The following is an 18,476-nucleotide window of genomic DNA, read 5'->3' as shown; positions in this document are numbered from 1 at the left end:
GCTGTTGCGATGCCACACTGCACGGCACGATAAACGCATTAGCGTTTTCACTCCACGCCATCCATCGGGGCACGCCATGTCGACTTACCAATACCGCATCGTCAACGTTTTTGCCGAAACCACTTATGCCGGCAATCCGCTGGCCGTATTCGAGGATGCCCGCGGGCTGGATGATGCTGCCATGCAGGCGCTGGCGCGCCAGCTCAACCTGTCCGAAACCACCTTCATCTTCCACAGCGATGCCGCCAACGCACGGGTACGCATCTTCACCCCCGGTTACGAGCTGCCATTTGCCGGCCATCCCACGCTGGGTACCGCGGCCACGCTGGACAGGCTGCATCAGCTGGGTGGCCAGGTCACGCTGGCGCTGGAAGCCGGCATCATCCCGGTGCGCGTGGATGGTGAGCGCGCCACGCTCACCGCCAACGCACCCGCGTATCGCGATGCCGCCCCCGGTGATGAACTGGCCGCTGCGCTGGGCTTGCCGGCTGCCGCCATCGTCGGCACGCCGCGCTTTGTCGATACCGGCACCGAGCAGCTGGTCATCCAGCTTGCTAGCCCGGAAGCCGTGGCCGCCGCCGCGCCGGATCTTGCCGAATTCAACCGGCTGACCTTCAACCGGCAGCAACGCGCGTGCGCGCTGGTGTGGGCGTTCGATAGCGCTGCGCCCGGCACCATCCAGGCACGTTTCTTCTGGGTGCAGCACGGTCAGTTGGGAGAGGACTACGGCACCGGCTCGGCCTGCGCCAACCTGGGTGGCTGGCTGCTCGATGCCGGCCATGCAGCGCCGTTCAGCTACACCATGATCCAGGGCCAGGGCACCGGCCGGCTGGCACACCTGCAGCTATCGGTAGCTACGGAGCATGCCATCCGCGTGGGCGGGCGGGTGGTGGAAGTGGGTAGCGGCAGCTTCGGATACCCGTGAATGCGCGCGCGGCAAAGCGGTTTGCGGAACAAGGCATAAATCCCGCAGTCCCAGCGGGGCCGGCTGCCGCTGGCTCCCGTATAATTCCTTTTCTTTGCACCGCAACATAAAGCCACCGCCCCATGAAATCCCGCCGTCTGCTTGCTTCTGCCCTGCTCTCCCTCGTTGCGGTCCAGCCCGCGCTTGCCTTTACGCCCCCGGTGCCGGCCATTGCCGCCAAGGCCTACTACCTGACCGATTTCCAGAGTGGCCGCACGCTGGCGGCACTGGATGCCGACAAGCGCATCGAGCCCGCGTCGCTGACCAAGCTGATGACCGCCTACCTGACCTTCAAGGCAGTGAAGGAAGGCCGCATCAAGACCGACCAGATGCTGACCGTTTCCGCCAAGGGCTGGAAAACCGAAGGCTCGCGCATGTTCCTGGACCCGAAAGTACCGGTACGCGTGGATGACCTGATGCGCGGCATGATCGTGCAAAGCGGCAACGATGCGTGCGTGACGCTGGCGGAAGCCATTGCTGGCAGCGAGGAAGTATTTGCCCAGTTGATGAACCGCGAAGCGGCGCGCCTGGGCATGAAGAACAGCCACTTCACCAATTCCACCGGCCTGCCGGATGCGAATCTCTACACCACCACCGCAGACCTGGGCATTTTGTCGGCGGCGATCATCCGCGACTTCCCCGAGTTTTATCCGATCTATTCGATGAAGTCGTTCAAGTACAACAAGATCGACCAGCCCAACCGCAACCTGCTGCTGCAGCGCGACCCGAGCGTGGACGGCCTGAAAACTGGTCACACTGAAAGCGCCGGCTTCAACCTGATTGCCAGCACGCACCGCGATGGCCGCCGTTTGATCTCGGTGGTGGTGGGCACTACCGGTGATATGGTGCGCGCGGATGAATCCGCCAAGCTGCTCAACTGGGGGCTAAACTTCCATGACACCCCCAAGGTGGCCGCAGCAAGGCAACCGGTGGGCGAGGTACGCGTATGGAAAGGCGCGGCAGAGAGCGTGAAGGCCGGCGCGGCACGTGATCTCTTCATCACCGTGGACAAGGGCGATGGCGCCAAGGTGAGCAAGCAGTTTGTGCCGACCGCCCAGCTGGTTGCACCGGTGAAGGCTGGCCAGCAGATCGGTACGCTCAAGCTCAGCGTGGGCGGCAAGCCGCTGCAGGATGTTCCTGTGGTTGCGCTGGACAACGTACCGGAAGCCGGCTTCTTCGGGCGTGCGTGGGACAGCATGAAAATGAAGTTCAACTGATAACCGTGGGCGCACTGCATGCCGGGACATGATCCGGTACGTAGCGCCCATGCACGGATGGCTGCACCGGCATGCTGGCGCAGCCTCTGCAGCGCGAGTGAGCAATATGGCGGATATACCTGATCTGATTGGCTATCTGAATGGCCGCTTCGCGCCGCTTGCCGAGCTGCAGGTGCCGGTGCTGGATCGCGGCTTCCTGTTCGGCGACGGGGTTTACGAGATGATCCCCGTGTACGGGCGCCAGCCATTCCGGCTGGCCGAGCATCTGCGCCGGCTGCAAAGCAGCCTGGATGCGATACGCATCCCCGCGCCGCACACGGCGGCAGAATGGTCCGACATCATCCACACCCTGATCGCCCGGCAGGATTTTGCCGATCAATCGCTGTACCTGCAGGTAACGCGCGGGCCGGCTTACCCGCGCAACCATGCATTCCCGGCCGAAGTTACACCCACGGTGCTGTTGTTTGCCGATCCGCTGCTGCCCCCTGCACCGGCATTGCTGGAGCAAGGCATCGCGGCGGTCACGCAGGCGGATATCCGCTGGCTGCGCTGCAACATCAAGGCCATTTCGCTGCTGGCCAATGTGCTGGCCAAACAATATGCCACCGATGAAAACGTGGCGGAAACCATTCTGCTGCGGGATGGGCTGCTAATCGAGGGCTCAGCCAGCAATATCTTCATCGTGCACGATGGCGTGATCCTGGCCCCGCCGCCATCACACCTGATGCTGACCGGGATCACCTATGACCTGATCATCGAGCTGGCCGGCCAGCATGGTCTGCCACTCAGCGTGCGGGAAATCGGCGAAGCCGAACTGCGCGCCGCGGATGAGGTATGGCTGACATCATCGGGCAAGGAAATCCTTGCCATTGTCGAGCTCGATGGCCAGCCAGTTGGAAAAGGCGTGCCCGGCCCCATTTATCAAGCCATGCACGCGCACTACCGTTCATTCAAGAACGATGTGATGCGACAAGGCAAGGACCAATAGAATGACCCAATTTACCGATATCCCCAGCAAGAAGCTGGAAGACCTGGTGACGTTCCCGGTACTGATTCCGGTCAAGGCCGTCAGCCACAAGCAGGTGCCGCAGGACGACTTCCACGCCGCGCTGCTGGACGTGACTGCGCAGCATGTGCCGGGCTTTCATGCCGGGCTGGTCACCATTCGCAGCTCCAGCTCGGGCAATTATTACTCGGCCACGCTATCCATCACCTTCGACACCATCGAGCAGGTGCACGCGGTGGACGTGGCGCTGCGCGCGCATCCGCTGGTGCAGATGCTGCTGTGAGCAATGTCGTGCTGCGGCCAGCCACCGCCATCCGGCAACTGGGGCTGGCCGACTACACCACCACCTGGCAACAGATGCAGGCGTTCACCGCCGCACGCAATGACGAGACGCCGGATGAAATCTGGCTGCTGGAGCACCCGCCGGTGTTCACGCTGGGCCAAGCTGGCAAGCCTGAGCATATCCTGCAACGCGGTGACATCCCCATCGTGCAGATCGACCGTGGCGGCCAGGTGACCTACCACGGCCCCGGCCAGCTGATTGCCTACACGCTGTTCGATCTGCGCCGGCTGGGGCTGGGTGTGCGCGAGCTGGTGCGCCGGCTGGAAAACAGCGTGATCGCCATGCTGGCCGATTACGACATCGAGGCGTACGGCAAAGTGGATGCGCCCGGCGTGTACGTGCGCGGCAGCGCTGGTGACGAGGCCAAGATCGCCGCGCTGGGCTTGCGCATCCGCAACGGCTGCTGCTTCCACGGCCTGTCACTCAACGTGAACATGGATCTGGCACCGTTCGGCATGATCAACCCCTGTGGTTATGAGGGTCTGCGCGTGGCGCAACTGGTGGATTTTGGCGTGAACGAGACACCCGGGGGCATCGCGGGTAAAATGGCCGACAAAATTCTGCAACAAATCAATTGACTAACCGTACCCCAGCCGGCGCGGTTTCAGGCCCATGACTGAAGAACTCAAGATTGCCTCCAACGCTGCAGGCGTGAAACACAAGGGCGAAGCCAAGACTGCGCGCATCCCGATCAAGATCGTGCAGCTGGAAACCCGGCTGAAAAAGCCGGAGTGGATCCGCGTGCGCGCGCCCGACACCAACAGCCGCTTCTACGAGATCAAGGAGATTTTGCGGGAGCAAAAGCTGCACACGGTGTGCGAAGAGGCATCCTGTCCCAATATTGGCGAGTGCTTCGGCAAGGGCACCGCCACGTTCATGATCATGGGCGATATCTGCACCCGCCGCTGCCCGTTTTGCGACGTGGGCCACGGCCGCCCCAACCCGCTGGACGTGGACGAACCCCGCCACCTGGCAGAAACCATTTCCGCGCTGCGGCTCAATTACGTGGTGATCACCTCGGTAGACCGTGATGACCTGCGTGATGGCGGTGCGCAGCACTTTGTCGATTGCATCGGCAACACGCGCGCCATGTCGCCCAATACGCAGATCGAAGTGCTGGTGCCCGATTTCCGTGGCCGCCTGGATATCGCGCTGCAGATTTTTGCCAACGGCCTGCCGGACGTGATGAACCACAACCTGGAAACCGCCCCGCGGCTTTACAAGCAGGCACGGCCGGGTTCGGATTACATGCACTCGCTCAAGCTGCTGAAAGACTTCAAGGCCATGTACCCGGACGTGAAAACCAAATCCGGCATCATGGTGGGCCTGGGCGAAACCGATGAAGAAGTGGTGCAGGTGATGCACGACATGCGCGCGCACGACATCGACATGATCACCATCGGCCAGTACCTGCAGCCATCCAATGGCCACCTGCCGGTGCTGCGCTACGTGCACCCGGATCAGTTCAAGGCCTGGGAAACGCTGGCGTACGAGCTGGGCTTCAAACACGCCGCCGTCGGCGCCATGGTGCGCTCGTCTTACCATGCGGATCAGCAGGCTCATCACGCGGGGATTTGATTTCCCGCGCTGCGGGAAATCATGAAAAACGGGACAGCGGCCCTGTTTTTTTGCTGCTGCAGGGCTTTGTTGCACAACGCCCTGCACCTGAGCCCCATCGGTAAACTCCGGCCATGACCAAACCGGTAATCCCCCCTGAAATTAACCGTCGTCATAAGTAGAATTTTCTCCCTGAACGACCGAGGAAGTTTTACATGAAGCGCTCACGCTTTTCCGACAGCCACATCATTGCCATTCTCAAACAGGCCGAGAGCGGCTCACCCGTTCCTGAACTGTGCCGGGAACACGGCATCAGTTCGGCCACTTTCTACAAATGGCGCAGCCGCTTTGGCGGCATGGATGCCTCACTCATGGCCCGCCTCAAGGAACTCGAAGACGAGAACCGGCGGCTCAAGAAGATGTATGCCGAAGAACGCCTCAAGGCCGAGATCGTGCAGGAAGCACTCACAAAAAAGTGATGAAGCCATCTCTCGTCGACGAGAGATGGCACAACGCGCAGTGCGGGATTTCGGCTGCGCCATTGCTGCAGCCTGCAAGGCATTCGGTATCAGTCAGACCTGCTATCGCTACCAGTCCAGAGGTTCCGGGCTCAACCATGAAATCGCCGACTGGCTGATCCGGCTGACGCACAACCAGCGCAACTGGGGCTTTGGCCTGTGCTTTTTATACCTGCGCAACGTGAAGGGATACCGCTGGAACCACAAGCGGGTGTACCGGATTTACCGGGAACTGGCGCTGAACCTGCGGATCAAGCCCAAAAAGCGCATTCTGCGAGAGAAGCCCGAACCCCTTGCAGTCCCGCAGGTCGCCAACCCGTGCTGGTCGATGGACTTCATGCACGATCAGTTGGCGGATGGGCGCAGCTTCAGGCTGTTCAACGTCATTGATGACTTCAACCGGGAGGCGCTGGCCATGGAGGTGGATCTGTCCCTACCGGCAGAACGGGTGGTACGTGCACTGGATCAGGTCATCGAATGGCGCGGTACACCCGATGCCATTCGCAGTGACAATGGTCCGGGTATATCGGCAGCACGCTGACGCACTGGGCTGCCAAACGGGGCATCCAGCTACTGCATCTCCAGCCGGGCAAGCCTCAGCAGAATGCTTATGTTGAGCGCTACAACCGCACCGTACGATATGACTGGCTGGGCCAGTACCTGTTTGAATCGATCGCCCAGGTTCAGGTGCATGCAACGAACTGGATGTGGACTTACAATCACGATCGCCCGAACATGGCGCTTGGGGGCATCACCCCGAAACAGAAGCTGGCATTAGCCAAATGACGTCTATTCTGACCTCGCTTAAAAACGGGGGGATTACCGGACAAGCTCCCAAGCATTTTCAGCTGTGATTCGTCCAATCGTCGCCGAGATAGAATTCATTCCGCTGCTGAAGTCTCCGCGTACCAAGCAATGGTAGTATCTAGACTCGAAAACGAAAGCGCGCCGGCGCGTCATTGTCGCGGATGCTAGTGTGGGTACGTTGAATTTCAGTGTGATCGAGTTCGAGTGGCGTAAGGGAGAGCATTACAAGTTAGGCATTGTTGGGAAAGTCGATACTCCCCGGCTTCGCGATACTGAATTACATTCAGTCTTGTTTGCGGTCGCAAAAGCGGAAGGCTGCTGGGAGAAAGCAAAGCACCCCAACCAAGTAGGCGTAGCAGCGCTAAAGCATACATGGCCTACCACTCTCGATTGCGCCAAGAGCTTGCGCATGAGAATGGAGAATTTTATTGAGGCCGGGGCTAATATAGGCAATTAAGAATGGAATGGGCGCCAAACCTTCGATCAAACATGGAAATCACCGTTCAAGCACTCCGGAAAGGGGCCAACGCGTGAAGGGCATTGCTATCCAAGGCGCTCCACTCCTGAACCGATTCCTCAGAATGGCGGTCATGGCTGGCGTAGAAAGCGCAGTTCAAATCCACATTGATCGCGGAGACGACCTCAATGCCCGAGACAACAAGGGCCAAACGCCTCTTATGCTTGCTGCGGCCCGCAACAAGGCCACTATCTGTAAACTCCTACTAGCTGCTGGCGCCGATGCCGATTTGCTGGATCCTTTGGGAAGCAATGCCTACGCCATCGCCCAAGCCACAGGAGCTCTTGATGCAGCTGCGGTAATTGAGGCAGCGTGTGTGCCGAAGTCAGCCTCCGCCGGTGACAATGGTCTGGATGGGCATACGCATTTCATTCAGGATGAGTGTTGGGAGCAAGCTGAGAACGACATAGCTTTCGGTGGGAATGGTTGTGCGGGTCCAGTGCAGCCGACCGGAGCGCTCGCTGCAATCTTGGAGCTTAAGTCCGCTACCGTTGCCGTAGCCTCACAGGCTTCTGACGATGAGTGCGACGAGTTTGACTTGACAGGCTGGGAAGCCGAAGAAGACCAGCCGCCACCCGAGGGCGACCAGACCCTTTCTACGGCTGCTTTTGAGATCCAAAGCGCAATCAACGAACACCAGCCCATCGACACGTCCGCCGACTGGGGCGACTTTGAGGCTTTCCTGCCCGACAGGGCGACGCCCCTGCCTTGTTCAGATGACAGCGAGGCACGCGAACGGCTGCGCCTGGTTGTGCTTCGCGCCATTCGTGAGGGTAGCGTCCCGCATTCAGCCATCGAAGACTTGACGCGTGGCGATGATGGCGAGTCCGACGCGGAAGCCGACGCGCTCTTGGGTATGGTCATCAACGACCTCGGTGCTGAGACGGACGAGCGATTTGAGTATTCGGCTCCGCACGAGAGTTTTGAGGTGTTTGTCGCGCCCGGCGAGAATTCTGACGAAGAGGAGGTGGTTGCAGACGCTTTGGCGTTCGTGGACGACCTCGCTGGGCGCCGTAATGAACCTTTGCGTATCTACCAGCGGGAATTCCAACGCGAAGCGCTGCTTACCGCTGCGGCTGAAGTCGCCTTAGGCCAAGCCATGGAGCGCGGAATCGAGAGATCGCTCGATGCACTAGCCGCCTGGCCATCCGGCATCGGCGCCGTGCTGGAAGCGGCCCGCGAGGTAGCGCGAGGCGCGAAGCCCCTGCGCTGCATGTCGTCCGGCTCGGAAATTGAGCCAGAAGAGACTGAGTTCAACTCCAAGTTGGAGCTGCCGGCCGAGAGCGAAGCCATTGACGCCGAAGAAAGCGACTCCCAATTTGACCTTGACGCCAAAGAATTCCCCGACAAGCTGGCGGAGTTCTGTACCAGCGCGGAGCTCTTGTCGAACCTCGCTGTCGATACGAGCCAGGACACGCCCGAATGGGAAGCGTGCCGAAGCACCCTCACATCGTTGGGCCTGACCCGCGGCTTTCTCGTGGAGCTGGCCGACTCCGGGCTCGCTGGAGAATCCGAGCGCTCCCTGGCGTTCGCGCAGGCAATGAAGGGTTATCGGCGCGCGCGAGACCAAATGGCCGTCGCCAACCTGAAGCTCGTCTTCTCCATTGCCAAGAAATACATGTTCAGCGGTCAGCCACTTGACGACCTGCTGCAAGAGGGGAACATCGGCCTTATCAAGGCTGTGGACCGCTACGACTGGAGCAAGGGCTTCAAATTCTCGACTTATGCCACCTGGTGGATTCGCCAGCAGATCGGGCGCTTCATCGCCGACAAGGGCAAGACTATCCGCCTTCCAGTCCACGTCTACGAGAAGACCCAACGAATCGCGCAGGCTGCCTGCGACTTTGAACTCAAGCATGGTCACGGCCCCTCTGTTGAGGAGATCGCGGCGCTCGTCGAGTTGCCCGCTCACAAGGTCTCGACTCTCTCCCGCCTGGGTATGGACCCGCTACCTCTCCATGGGTTGCCCGACATCGACGACCTCATCACTGCCGACGCCAAAGACCATTTCACACTCTGCGACCCGATGGAGATAGTCGAGGACATCCAATTAGGCGAATCCGTGGATCGCTTCCTGAGCATGCTCAAGCCCAAAGAAGAAAACGTCCTACGCATGCGCTTTGGTATCGGTGTTCAAAAGTCGATGACGCTCGAAGAGGTCGGCGTTCACTTCGAAGTGACACGCGAACGTATCAGGCAAATCGAGGCGACTGCTCTTCGCCGATTGAGGCATCCTGCGCGGCTCGACCGGTTCTTGCTCGAACTGGGCCTAACCCCAAGGTGCAAGCTGAGAGTTAACACATCAAGCGATTCCGACAGCGACTTTGAATGCGACGCACCAATCGCAATGGTCGCCTTCCCTGCTCCAGAGCCCAAGGTGGCCGCCCGGCGACCCGAGCAGCAGATGGACACCGGGCCCATGGCCCTAGACAAGGTCTTGGATCAGGTGCGAGAGGCTGGCATCCTCGTTGAGGACTCCCTTGAAGGCGATACACGCAGGCTGTGGGTACACATCACAAATACACCCGACAACCGCTCCCGCAAGATCGTCCGAAAGCTGATTGCGCTTGGGTTTGAATACTGGCCAGGGAAAGGCTATTGGCGATGAAGCCCAAGACAAGAAGCGCGCCGCCGCGCGCGATGGCGATGCTCGAATCTCTGCGGGGCCTGGGCTACTCAACCGGCGCGGCCTTGGCTGACATCATCGACAACAGCGTGTCGGCTGGCGCCTCCGAAGTCCGCCTTGATTTCACTTGGGACGGTTCCAAGAGCCGCATCGCGATCCTCGACGACGGGCGCGGGATGGACGATGCCGAGCTCGAAAGCGCAATGCGCCTGGGCGACAAGAACCCGCTTGACGCGCGTTCGGCCCACGATCTCGGGCGTTTCGGCATGGGCCTGAAAACCGCGTCCTTCTCTCAGTGCCGCCGACTCACTGTCGCCACCCTCAAAGGCGGCGCCGCAAGCTGCCTGCGCTGGGACCTCGACGAGCTCGCTGCAAATCCAGATGGTGGTTGGCTATTGTTCGAGGGGCCTGCCCAAAGGTCCAAACCTTTCCTCGCTAGTCTGAAGGGCAAGAAGACCGGAACGCTCGTGCTGTGGGAGGCGATGGACCGCGTCGTGACCGCCGGCTACACCTCTGATGATTTCCACGACCTCATCGACACCGTCGAGTCCCATCTGGCGATGGTCTTCCACCGCTTGCTCCAAAGGCCGCGAGCCAAGCTCAAACTGCTCGTCAACGGCCGGGCAGTTGCTCCATGGGACCCCTTCATGACGGGCCACCCCGCGAAGCCTTGGACGTCGCCGCCTACCAATCACGCCACTGACTACGGGACGGTCACGGTGCAGGCGCATGTCCTTCCGCACCGCGACAAGCTGACCGCCGTCGAGTATGACGAGAACGCCGGCCCGGCCGGCTGGACCGCGCAGCAAGGCTTCTACGTCTACCGCAACGAGCGGCTATTGGTCGCGGGCGGTTGGCTTGGCCTTGGGGGCTCACGCGCGTGGAACCGCGAGGAGGCCCATCGCCTGGCGCGCATTCGGCTGGACATTCCGAACACGGCCGACGCCGACTGGAAGATCGACGTTCGCAAATCGACGGCTCGGCCACCCGTGTCGCTGCGGCCGTGGCTCACCCTGCTCGCTGAGAACACCCGCGAGCGAGCGCGCCGCGTGTTTGCCTACCGAGGCACGCCAGCTCCGGCGAAGGGCAGCGTCCCCATCGAACAGGCCTGGCGCGTCGAGCGAGTCAAGGCCGGCATGCGATACAGCATCGATGAGGCGCATCCGTCGGTGGCCGCCGTCTTGGAGAGCTCTGGCGCCCTCGCCCCGTTGGTCAAGTCGATGCTTCGGGTGATCGAGGAGACCGTGCCGGTGCAGCGCATTTGGCTGGACACAGCCGAGAACAAAGAGACGCCGCGCACGGGATTCGAGGGCGAGCCCAACGCGGCGGTTGTCGAGGTTGCCAGCGTGCTCTTCGACGATCTCATTGAGCGCAAGGGCCTGAACATCGAGGAGGCGCGCAAGTCGATGTTGCGCACGGAGCCGTTTCAAAAATATCCCGCGCTCATCGCGAAACTTGGGAGCAAAAAATGACCGCAGTGGAAGAGGCAGCAGCGCAAGCCCAGTTGCTGGAAGATGTCATCGCCACCGCGCAGCGGCTGGTGAAGGCGGAGAAAGACTCGTCGAAGATCACGCCGGCCTTCATCGCCGAGAAAGTGAAGCTTGCCGCCGAGATATTCGCCAGCGACCCACCTGTGACGCTCGACGAGGTCAAGCTGGTCTCCACGCTGATCCAGCGGTTCAGCCACCGCATGGGCAAGGCCACTACGCTCAAAGACAACACCGGGCACATCGACTGGCTCAATGCTGCCCGCAAGAAGGACTGGCACTACTGGCGCCGCTACCGCGACTATCAGGAGTCGAAACTCTCTGACGTGGTCGTCGATGGCCTCGACGAGTCCACCAGCGACATCCTAGGCCTTCTCGAAGACCCGCTGCGGACAGACCCTTGGGACCGCCGCGGCTTAGTCGTCGGCCATGTACAGTCGGGCAAGACCAGCAACTACACCGGCCTCATCAACAAGGCCGCTGACGCGGGCTATAAGATCATCATTGTGCTGGCGGGCCTGCACAACAACCTGCGCTCGCAGACCCAGATTCGCCTTGAAGAGGGCTTCCTAGGCTACGAGACGACGCAGGGCGGCGATCCTGGCGCATCCATCGGGGTGGCCGCGTTCGGCGAGGACCTCAAAACCAACTCAGCGACGACGCGCGCCGAGAACGGGGATTTCAGCAAGGCCATCGCCAAGCACTTCAACGGCATCTCTCCCGAGGAGCGCCCTTGGATCTTCGTGGTCAAGAAGCAAAAGACCGTGCTCACGGAGCTTCTCAAGTGGATTCAAAAACGAGTGGCCGACACGCCCCACCCGCTTCCCTACACAATCCCGCTCCAGCATCCCCTCCCGGACGGGAAGGAGTGGAGGCTTGTGACCAAGCTGCCACTGCTGGTGATCGACGACGAGGCGGACAACGCGTCGGTGGACACTGGCGAACAGCTCTTCAACGAGGACGGCACGCCGGACGAGGAGCACTCGCCCAAGACCATCAACAGCCTCATCCGGCGGGTCTTGCACTCGTTCAGCCGTAAGGCCTACGTGGGCTACACGGCCACGCCCTTTGCCAACATCTACATCCACCACAAGGGCGCAACCACCGCCGAAGGCCCGGACCTGTTTCCCAAGGCCTTCATCATCAACCTGGCCGCGCCGTCGAACTATGTCGGCCCCGCCAGAATGTTCGGCAAGCTGACCAAGGAAGGCCGCGTCGGCGCTCTGCCGCTCTCGCGCAGCATCCTCGACCACTACGACCCGGAGGCCGAGGCGGGGTGGATGCCACCCAAACACAAGAAGACCCACGTTCCGGTCCACAACGGCCAGGAGACGATCCCCAAGTCCCTGCGCGAGGCGATCCATTCCTTCATCCTCGCCTGCGCGGTTCGCGAGCTGCGCGGCCAAGGGCTCGAGCACAGCTCCATGCTGATCCACGTCACCCGCTACGTGGCGGTGCAGGACCATGTGCGCGAGCAGGTCGAGGAGACCGTGCGCCGGATGCGCCAGAAGATCACCCGCGGCAGCGACGCGGACGAGCTGATCGCGCAGATGCGCGCGATCTGGGACGAGGACTTTGTCCCGACGTGCGACAAGGTCGCTGGGCTCTCGGCGCCCGAGGAGCTACCTCCTCCGATGCCCTCTTGGGACGACGTGCTCGCCAAGCTGCCCGACGTGCTCGCCGACATCGACGTGCGCTCGATCAACGGAACGGCCAAGGACGCGCTCGACTACGCCACGCCTGGCGCGGCCTTGAAGGTCATCGCGGTCGGCGGCGACAAGCTCGCTCGGGGCCTAACGCTCGAAGGCCTCTGCACCAGCTACTTCGTGCGCACAACGAAGATGTATGACACGCTGATGCAGATGGGCCGTTGGTTTGGCTACCGCCCGGGATACTTGGACCTCTGCCGGCTCTACACGTCGCCGGACCTAGTGAGGTGGTTCGGCCACATCGCCGACGCCTCCGAGGAGCTGCGCGAGGAGTTCGACTTCATGGCTAAGGCCAAGCTCACGCCCGAGCAATACGGCCTCAAGGTCATGTCGCACGAGACACTCACGGTCACATCGCCCTTGAAGATGCGCAACGCGCAAACGCTGTCGCTGAGTTACAGCGGCACACGCCCGCAAACCATCCTCTTTCACCGCAGCGCGGCCATCCAGCAGGCCAACCTCGACGCGACCGACGCGCTTGTCACCGCCCTCGGGACAACTTTCGTGGATGGCCCGAAGTATCTGCGCGACGGCGACACCGACTCGTGGCCCGGCGCGCGCCTTTGGAGCGACGTGGACGCCTCTCACGTCCTGGCGTTCCTGACCGCATACATAACCCACCCAAACGCAACGAGCGCGAAGGCTGCGGTGCTATCCGACTTCATCGCTAAGATGCTCGACATCGGCAAGTTGAAGCGCTGGAGCGTCGCCGTGCTCTCCGGCGGCGACGGCGTTGGCGAGCCCTATACGTTCCCCGGCGGCTTCGAGGCCAAGTCGCTGCAAACCCGCAAGATCGACGGCACGCCCGGCGCAAAAGACCCGGCGATGTTCGCCATCGGCGTTCTGACCGATCCGAAGGACGAGGGCATCGACCTCGACGACGGCGCGTGGCGCGACGCGCTCGCCCGCACCCACGCGGCGTGGAAGCCCGACCCGGCGCGGGGCCGCGTCAATCCGCCCACGATCCCGAGCGGCAAGGGGATTCGCGAGGCGCGCGACCGACTCGGCGGCGACGCCGACCGCGGCCTGCTGCTGCTCTATACACTGTCGCCCTACAAGGGCAAGGCCAAGGCTCCCGAGAACCTCATCGTGCCCGGGTGGGAGAAGCCCATCATGGCCTTCGCCATCGCCTTCCCGTCGGCCGAGAACAGCATTCGCGTGGAATACGAAGTGAACCTCCTCTATTGGATACAGGAATATGGCCCGTCCGAGTAACGAATTCCTGATGGCTTGGTCATCGCTCACCAGCGCCGACAACGAGCCAGGATGGCAAGCCATCGCGCTGCCCTCCGCTGGGCCGCTCGAACTGCGCGCAGGCCGGCGCTCGCCCGACAACGCCGAGGCGGTGTTGGTGTGCTTCCCATCCGCGAAGCTCGCCACCGCCGACAAGCTCTCCGAGGGCCAGGGCTTTGCCGTCGAGCGCGCGGACCCCGACGGCAGCGGAAAGCTTTGGCTCGCCCTGACGCGCAAGGCGGCCGGCAGCGCAGATCTCTTCGCGTCCATGGCCTGCGATATCGTGGGTGCGCTCGACGAGGCGATCGCGGCAGGTTCCGACTACCGCAAGCTCCTTCGTGTCTTCATTGGCCGCGTGGGCGCGTGGCAGGAGTTCATGCGCAAAGGGAGCCAGGCCCTGAGCCCCGAAGCCGAGATCGGCCTGATCGGCGAGCTAGCGTTGTTGCGGGCCATCATCGAGGCGGGCGTGGCGCCAGCGACTGCCATCGAGTCGTGGGTGGGACCGCTCGACGGCATCCAGGACTTTGAGATCGGCGCGGGCGCTTTGGAGGTCAAGGCCACGCTGTCGGTGGCCGGCTTCCCCGCCCGGATCGGCTCGCTCGAGCAACTCGACGACTCCACGCGACAACCCCTCTTTGTGGCCGGAGCTCGCCTGCGGCAAACCGAGAGCGGCCAGAGCCTGCCTGGCTTCGTCGATGCGATGCGCCAGGCCATCAAGGGCGACGCGGAGGCAGAGCGGCTCCTGTCCGAGCGCCTGCTGGCCGCGGGCTACATCGACTCTCACGCCGACCGCTATCCAAGGAAGTTCGAGCAGGCCGGCACGCGCGTGGTGGAGGTCGCGGGCAACTTCCCCCGGATGACCTCGGGCACGGTGCCGGCGGGCATCATGAAGGCCATATATGAAATCGACCTCGACAAGACGCCCGGCGACAACGTCGGGGCCGAAGGCGCATTGAAGAAACTGGGAGCGATCTAAGAATGAATTTGCCTGAGTTCCTGCGCGAGACGCAGGCCGCCGTCCGCTCGCAGATGCGAGACGGCGCTCTGTATGAGGAGCTGGTCTTCTCCGGCATCGTGATGGACCACATGTCTGACATCGGCATGACGTTCGAGCCCGTCGAGTGCCACTTCGAGGGCAAGGTCGGCAACACCAACCTGCGCCTGAGCGGCTACTCGCTGTCCGAGGAAAGCGACCAGCTCGACTTGTTCGTGAGTCTCTACGCCAATGTCGATGTGCCTACGCCAGTCCCCGACTCGGAGACCAAGACTGCCGTCGAGCAGTGCCTACGCTTTTTGACGTTGTGCGCCGAGGGCAAGATGGCGCCCAAGCTCGACCCGTCGAGCGACGTGCGCTCGCTGGCCGAGACGCTGCGGGCCATCTATGACGACTTGGAGCAGATTCGCGTCTACGTTATTACTGATCGCGTCGCAAAGTCCAAGAGCTTTAAGACCCGCGACATCGGCGGGAAGGCCGTGCGCCTGGAGGTCATGGACATTGAGCGGCTGCACCGGCATTGGTCGGAGGGCAAGCCGCGCGACGAGCTGGTGGTGGACTTCACGGAGGTCTCAGGCGCTCCGCTGCCCTGCGTCTTCGTGCCCGGCGAGAGCGACGACTACGACTACGCCCTCACGGCGATCCCGGCCGAGGCGCTGCGCCTGCTCTACGAGAAGTTCGGCGCGCGGCTTCTCGAGGCCAACGTCCGCTCCTTCCTGAGCGTCAAGGGTAAGGGCGTTAACGCTGGCATCCAAAACACGCTGCGCTCGGCCCCAGAGCGATTCATGGCCTACAACAACGGCATCGTGATCGTGGCCGACGAGATGCGCCTAGGCAAGCCTGGCGACGGCTCCGCCGGCATCGCCTGGCTCAAGGGTCTGCAAATTGTAAATGGCGGGCAGACTACCGCGTCGATCTATTTCGCTAAGAAGAAGTATCCCGACACCGACCTCAGCCGCGTGCGCGTGCCCGCCAAGATCATCGTTATGCGCGCGCAGGACTCGGCCAAGGAGGAGGCGCTCGTCTCCGACATCAGCCGCTTTGCAAACAGCCAAAACGCCGTGCGGCAATCGGATCTGTCGGCCAACAAGCCTTTCCACGTCGAAATCGAGAAGCTCTCGCGCTCGGTCTATTGCCCCGATGGCGTGGGCCAATGGTTCTACGAGCGCGCCTCGGGCAGCTACAACACGCTGCTTGCGCGCGAGGGCACCACGCCAGCCAAGCTCAAGGCATTGAAGGACGCCATCCCCAACGCGCGCCGCGTCACCAAGACGGACTTGGCCAAATACATCACCGCTTGGGACAAGAAGCCCGACATCGTCAGCCTCGGCTCGCAGAAGAACTTCGACAAGTTCATGGCCGGCCTGACGCCTGCCGACGGGCAAGAGGCACCGCTGCCTACCGTCGCCGATTTCAAGGCCATGATCGCCAAGGCCAAGATTTACCGCGACGCGCAGAAGCTCTTGCGGCCGATGTTTCAAGCCTTCCAAGCCAACGTCACCGCCTATACGGTGTCGCTGGTGGCTGAGAAGCTCGGCGACCGCATAGACCTCGACCGCATTTGGGCCAAGCAGGCGGCATCGCCGGAGCTGCTCGCGCAGATCGCCGTCTGGGCCAAGGAGGTCAACGACGTGCTGCACTCCTCGTCCGGCGGCAAGATGGTCTCCGAGTGGGCCAAGCGGCCGGAGTGTAAGGAGGCGGTGATGAACGCGAGCTACTCGATCCTAGCGACCAATATTCCGGAATTGAAGTAAGCCAGCAATCCGCATGCGGTGCACTTTGTCACTAATGCTCCTTCAGTGGGGACCGCGACTCAGTTTCTGTGCCAAACCAAAGTGTAGATATGCTCCATCGTTAATCGAGTTCTAGCCGTCGCGTTGTACCGGTAATATGTAGTGATAACTTGCCTAAAACAGGGAGTAGCATATGGCACAGCGCGTGACGCTCGACGCAATGATACCTCGCGAGGATTTCGCTCTTGCTGACGAAGAGTTTACCCTAGACCTCTTTCAAAACTTTTCCATCAGCTATCTGTTGTCCGATTCAGCGATTCTGAAACTGTTACGGAAACCTGACTTTCAGCGAGAAACGAACCATTGGTCGCCAGAGCAAGTGGCCACTTTAATTGCGAGCTTTCTCGACAATGAAGTTATTCCCTCCCTGATTCTGTGGAAGTCCCCAACCTACGTCTTTGTAATTGATGGCGGTCATCGACTAAGCGCACTTCGTGCTTGGATAGAGGATGACTATGGAGATGGGGCGCTGAGCTTGGCCTTTTACAAGGGCGAAATATCTGAAGAGCAGAAGAAGGTTGCCAAACGAGCTCGACAAGTAATAGAGCAGAAAGTAGGAAGATTCTCCAGCCTTCGAAATCTCAGTGGTACAAAGATTTCAGATGATCCGGACGCCTTGCGACGTGCAAATCGACTCTTTACGCGCGCCCTAAACCTACAGTGGGTGCAGGGGAATGCAGATGTTGCCGAGACCTCTTTCTTTAAAATCAACTCCCAAGGAACACCGCTTGACGACACCGAAGAAATGCTCATAAAGAATCGTCGCAAACCAATTGCGATTGGGGCAAGGGCTATTCTGCGCTCAGGAACTGGCCACAAGTATTGGTCACGTTTCTCGCTGGAATGCAGGGAGCAGCTAGAAGGAACCGCAAACGACTTTTATAAGCTTCTTTTTGAGCCAGAGTCGAATCTACCATTGAAGACGCTGGACGTACCTTTTGGCGGCTCAGTGTCACCAGTCGAGGCGCTATCGCTGTTGATAGATTTTTTGACTGTCTCCGGTGCTCGACAGGCCGAAGGGCTAACAATTGACAAACAACTTGATGATGAGACTGGCGAAGAGACTATTGGCGTACTTCAGCGATCTTTCGAAATATTTAATCGAATTACAGGCAATACTCCTGGAAGCTTAGGGTTACATCCGGCGGTTTATTTCTATAACGAGAGGGGGAAATACAACCGCTTCTTGTTTCTTGGCATGACCGCACTTATTACCGAAAGAGTTAGAAATAACGACAGCAACTTCTTTAAGAAATTCACACGTGCTCGGAGCGCTGTCGAGCAATTTCTCGTGGCCAATAAGTCACTTATTGCCCTTGTTCAACAAAATATGAGCAAGGCCCAAAGAGTACCGCGGATGAAGAAGCTGTTCGAGTACCTCATTGATACGGTATCGAGTGGAGAGATTCTAGTAACTGAGGACGCAATAGCACACCTAGGCCTTCGCGGAAAGATTCTGGATGTCAACTCGATCCACCCCCCCCTAAATTTCAGCGACGACACAAAATCCATGATGTTTGTGACGGCCGCTCTCGCAAATGCTTTGAAATGTCCGATTTGCAATGGATATCTGCACCCAACTAAATCGGTATCCTACGATCACATCATCCGTCGTGAGAATGGAGGAACCGGCGAGGTTACCAATGGGCAAATGACCCATCCATTTTGCAACACCGGCATGAAGAATTAATTAACGAATGATAGC

General features: G+C 60.6%; 12 protein-coding genes and 1 pseudogene. All 13 read left to right on the top strand.

Annotation, left to right across the window (positions count from 1 at the left end; all coding sequences use genetic code 11):
• The first annotated feature begins 76 nt into the window (after positions 1 to 76).
• The 13 genes and pseudogenes from IGB42_RS17675 to IGB42_RS17615 all read left to right on the top strand — a co-directional run bounded on the left by IGB42_RS17675 (position 77) and on the right by IGB42_RS17615 (position 18,461).
• Positions 77 to 925 carry a PhzF family phenazine biosynthesis protein gene (locus IGB42_RS17675; RefSeq protein WP_159674128.1) on the top strand — a complete coding sequence of 283 codons (849 nt, stop codon included), beginning with the start codon at positions 77 to 79 and terminating at the stop codon, positions 923 to 925.
• Positions 926 to 1,047: 122 nt separating this feature from the next.
• Entirely contained in the window at positions 1,048 to 2,181 is a 1,134-nt protein-coding gene (locus IGB42_RS17670; protein ID WP_159674126.1) for a D-alanyl-D-alanine carboxypeptidase family protein, read from the top strand.
• Between the two features lie 106 nt (positions 2,182 to 2,287).
• Positions 2,288 to 3,169, top strand: a complete 882-nt coding sequence (locus IGB42_RS17665; protein ID WP_159674124.1) for a D-amino acid aminotransferase — start codon at positions 2,288 to 2,290, stop codon at positions 3,167 to 3,169.
• 1 nt (position 3,170) lies between these two features.
• Positions 3,171 to 3,470, top strand: a complete 300-nt coding sequence (locus IGB42_RS17660; RefSeq protein ID WP_159674122.1) for a YbeD family protein — start codon at positions 3,171 to 3,173, stop codon at positions 3,468 to 3,470.
• Entirely contained in the window at positions 3,467 to 4,108 is a 642-nt protein-coding gene (gene lipB / locus IGB42_RS17655; RefSeq protein ID WP_255461517.1) for a lipoyl(octanoyl) transferase LipB, read from the top strand. Before IGB42_RS17660 ends, lipB begins: the two co-directional genes overlap by 4 nt.
• A gap of 34 nt (positions 4,109 to 4,142) precedes the next feature.
• Positions 4,143 to 5,108, top strand: coding sequence for a lipoyl synthase (gene lipA / locus IGB42_RS17650; RefSeq protein WP_159674120.1), 966 nt, complete (start codon positions 4,143 to 4,145; stop codon positions 5,106 to 5,108).
• Between the two features lie 194 nt (positions 5,109 to 5,302).
• Positions 5,303 to 6,391: pseudogene (locus IGB42_RS17645) on the top strand (IS3 family transposase).
• 611 nt (positions 6,392 to 7,002) lie between these two features.
• Positions 7,003 to 9,537, top strand: a complete 2,535-nt coding sequence (locus IGB42_RS17640) for a sigma-70 family RNA polymerase sigma factor (protein ID WP_159674118.1) — start codon at positions 7,003 to 7,005, stop codon at positions 9,535 to 9,537.
• Positions 9,534 to 11,027 carry an ATP-binding protein gene (locus tag IGB42_RS17635; protein ID WP_201799992.1) on the top strand — a complete coding sequence of 498 codons (1,494 nt, stop codon included), beginning with the start codon at positions 9,534 to 9,536 and terminating at the stop codon, positions 11,025 to 11,027. Before IGB42_RS17640 ends, IGB42_RS17635 begins: the two co-directional genes overlap by 4 nt.
• Positions 11,024 to 13,966 carry a Z1 domain-containing protein gene (locus IGB42_RS17630; protein ID WP_159674116.1) on the top strand — a complete coding sequence of 981 codons (2,943 nt, stop codon included), beginning with the start codon at positions 11,024 to 11,026 and terminating at the stop codon, positions 13,964 to 13,966. Before IGB42_RS17635 ends, IGB42_RS17630 begins: the two co-directional genes overlap by 4 nt.
• Positions 13,950 to 14,960, top strand: a complete 1,011-nt coding sequence (locus IGB42_RS17625; RefSeq protein WP_159674114.1) for a PD-(D/E)XK motif protein — start codon at positions 13,950 to 13,952, stop codon at positions 14,958 to 14,960. The genes IGB42_RS17630 and IGB42_RS17625 overlap by 17 nt, the downstream gene beginning before the upstream one ends.
• Before the next feature lie 2 nt (positions 14,961 to 14,962).
• Positions 14,963 to 16,732, top strand: a complete 1,770-nt coding sequence (locus IGB42_RS17620; RefSeq protein WP_159674112.1) for an AIPR family protein — start codon at positions 14,963 to 14,965, stop codon at positions 16,730 to 16,732.
• 172 nt (positions 16,733 to 16,904) lie between these two features.
• Positions 16,905 to 18,461, top strand: coding sequence for a DUF262 domain-containing protein (locus tag IGB42_RS17615; protein ID WP_159674110.1), 1,557 nt, complete (start codon positions 16,905 to 16,907; stop codon positions 18,459 to 18,461).
• Positions 18,462 to 18,476 lie beyond the last annotated feature (15 nt).

The sequence above is a fragment of the Andreprevotia sp. IGB-42 genome, assembly GCF_009848685.1.
In the GTDB taxonomy this organism is placed as follows: domain Bacteria; phylum Pseudomonadota; class Gammaproteobacteria; order Burkholderiales; family Chitinibacteraceae; genus Andreprevotia.
The sequence above is the reverse complement of the archived record's forward strand: the minus strand, read 5'-3'. Positions and strand labels throughout refer to the sequence as shown.